Genomic DNA, 2,501 nt, shown 5'->3' with positions numbered 1-2,501 from the left:
GTGGGCTCGGAGATGTGTATAAGAGACAGGCCTTTACGGTCTAGCTTCCAGCCTTCAGGTTGTTGGGTTTGATTAGTCATTGTTTTTCTCACTTATTAAAAATTCTTAGGCTGCACCGCAATAAGCTCAGGTGCGTATGGGTTTAAGTACTGAGTTATGTATTTCGCGTTGATGTTGTCGGTCTCACTTTCTACCCAGCGAACTAGGCAACCGCTAAGCTTTGCGATGTGTGAAAATTTAAGTGTCTTACCCGCCTGTTCACGCACTTCGTTTGATTTACTAACAAGCCATACAGGTGGAAACTCGATTGTAATAACAGGGATGGCAATGCCAGTGCTTACATTCACGATCAAGCTTCCTGCCGTTTCTAATCGAGATAGGGCATTAGCCACAGCGCGACGTTTTTCATTTAGATGCATCATTGGTATTTCCTTAATCGTTCCAACATGAAATTTCTTCTTCAACATCATCTACAGCTATTGGCTTATCACCTGCTTGAACCATGCTTTCGTAGCTACATTGAAAACAAATTGCGTAACTCCAACATTCGTAAAATGACCAAGTTCCAGAAAATCGAATGTGCATTTCTTTGGCTACTTGGATTCTGTATACCGACCATTTCAGCCACTCAATAAATTGCTTCATATTTCACCTCAATCGTTGGTTTCTAATTCAGCAAACGCTTTGCGCAGCACTTGCTCACTAATGGTCTGGTCTTTGGAAAACATCGTCGCCAGTTTGAGTGTTTTGCTTAGCAATCTAAGGCCACCTGGACGCTCACTGATTTGCAGCATTAACCCGCGTTCAGACTCGCCGTTTACGTTCCAAGCATCAGCAATGGCACGAACGTCTGCTTGCTTGGTTTTGTGGATGCCACGTTTCTTGCCTATACGTGAAAACAAACGGGCAAAATCTTCATTACGACGTCCCCCCGTAAACTGGGTGTAAACTTTGTTATTGCCCGCCATCACCATGCCAACCTCGCAATACTCTTGAATCGCTCTGAACTCCTCTAAAGCTTCATATTTCAAGTGATCAGCTTCATCGATAATGACCAATCCATTCGTCCCAATGAGCCTGTTTCTAATCGCCCTTGCTAAGGCATCTTTTCTTCGAGGAGCGTTAGTTAGCCCTAGCTCCATCGCCAATTCGTAAAGGCAACCAACTAAGCTTGAAATGCTCGGGCTAATCGTGATCATCCATACGTTATTATTTGACTGCATGTAATTACGAAGCGTCTTCGTTTTGCCGACACCAGAGGCTCCATAGATACAAGCAATATCTGACGAGCCATGCGCATAACGCAGGTCATCGATAATCTGTTTTGCGGTTTGGGTCATCACAAAGCCAGGGTCTTTGCTTGGGGCGGTTGTTTTCTCAGCGCGATAAGAAAGCCAGCGGTCTATTTTTTTGATCATCTTGGCTGGGTCAGCTTTGTATGAACCGTTCAAGATTTGGCTTAGCGTGGCAGGTGATACGCTGATCTCTTTTGCAATCTGAGACGCTGAAACAACCTTCGATTCTGTTAATGCACGAATGCGCATTAATGTGTCGGTTTGCTTAGCCTCTGCATTGCCTAGTTCAACTACGTTTGTATTCATATCAATCTCCATTTATGGAAGGTTTAAATAGGGTTTAAAGCTTGTTTTTGAATTTCTGTTCAAACAGGTTTGAAACGCTTTGGCTGAAGTTCTGTTCGTAGTCTTCGTCTTCATCTTCTAGCGCTATGGCCTTAGCCGCCGTGTTGCCAATCGATACGGGTCTGAATGGTTCAACCACTTTGCTTTCAGGTAGCACTTCTTCTTCAAGTGGCTTCATCATTGCGGCCACTTCCAACGCATCAATATCAGTTTGAGCTTGCGCAGCAATCTTGTTCGCTTTTGTAAATTGTGTGCGTTTGCGTTTGTGCTCTCTTGCTGCTTGTGTCTTATACACATCTCCGAGGTCTTATCAAGACATTCAGCGGTACAAATTCGAACGCCATTCAAGGTGTAAACCTCGATAGATTCATGCAGCTTTAATGGGTCGAAACGTGCCACGAGTTTTTGGCCAACATGGTTCATCATCGATTCGCTGTAATAGCGGTTCTTACGGCCTTTCAAACTGCCGCCAGCGTCCAGTGAAATGGTGCCGTGTTTAGACACTCTTACTGCCTCGGCTTGAAGCATCATCATTTGCAATTGGTCGGTGGTTGCCTTGCGTATTGCTGCCGTTTCATAGCTGGCATTGAACGCTTGGTTAAAGCTCATAAACCCTTTGCACACTTCGGTGTGTCGGTTCTCTCTCGCGTTGTACATTTCCACGCCTTTAGCGATGGCTTGTAGAAAGTCTTCCGCGTCGATCGCCTTGCTTCCGTAGTTGTCTGGTTTTGCCATTGGGTTCGGGCCTGTATAAGCGCCACGGCAAAGTGGATGTTTATCGATGTACTCTTCAAGGCCACCCACACCAAACGCACGTTCTATCGGTTTGGCTTGGCCGTGACCTTTGCCTAATATCACGCT

Annotated in this window: 5 protein-coding genes; all 5 read right to left on the bottom strand. The window is 45.3% G+C overall.

Annotated elements, in window-relative coordinates; genetic code table 11:
* Window positions 1–95 precede the first annotated feature (95 nt).
* Window positions 96–422 (bottom strand): hypothetical protein, encoded by a 327-nt coding sequence (locus OW491_RS18050; RefSeq protein WP_102582815.1) that lies wholly within the window; start codon window positions 420–422, stop codon window positions 96–98.
* 10 nt (window positions 423–432) lie between these two features.
* Window positions 433–645, bottom strand: a complete 213-nt coding sequence (locus tag OW491_RS18045) for a hypothetical protein (protein WP_017096628.1) — start codon at window positions 643–645, stop codon at window positions 433–435.
* 8 nt (window positions 646–653) lie between these two features.
* Window positions 654–1,601 (bottom strand): AAA family ATPase, encoded by a 948-nt coding sequence (locus OW491_RS18040; protein WP_102582816.1) that lies wholly within the window; start codon window positions 1,599–1,601, stop codon window positions 654–656.
* A gap of 34 nt (window positions 1,602–1,635) precedes the next feature.
* Complete coding sequence (locus OW491_RS18035; RefSeq protein WP_290037277.1) at window positions 1,636–1,821, bottom strand: hypothetical protein; 186 nt, start codon at window positions 1,819–1,821, stop codon at window positions 1,636–1,638.
* A partial coding sequence (locus OW491_RS18030; RefSeq protein WP_290037276.1) for a transposase occupies window positions 1,818–2,501 on the bottom strand: 684 nt, incomplete at its 5' end. The genes OW491_RS18035 and OW491_RS18030, both read right to left, overlap by 4 nt.

The sequence above is a fragment of the Neptunomonas sp. CHC150 genome, from assembly GCF_030397555.1.
In the GTDB taxonomy this organism is placed as follows: domain Bacteria; phylum Pseudomonadota; class Gammaproteobacteria; order Pseudomonadales; family Balneatricaceae; genus Neptunomonas; species Neptunomonas phycophila.
Note: the sequence above shows the minus strand (reverse complement) of the source record. Positions and strands in the feature narration are given on the sequence as shown.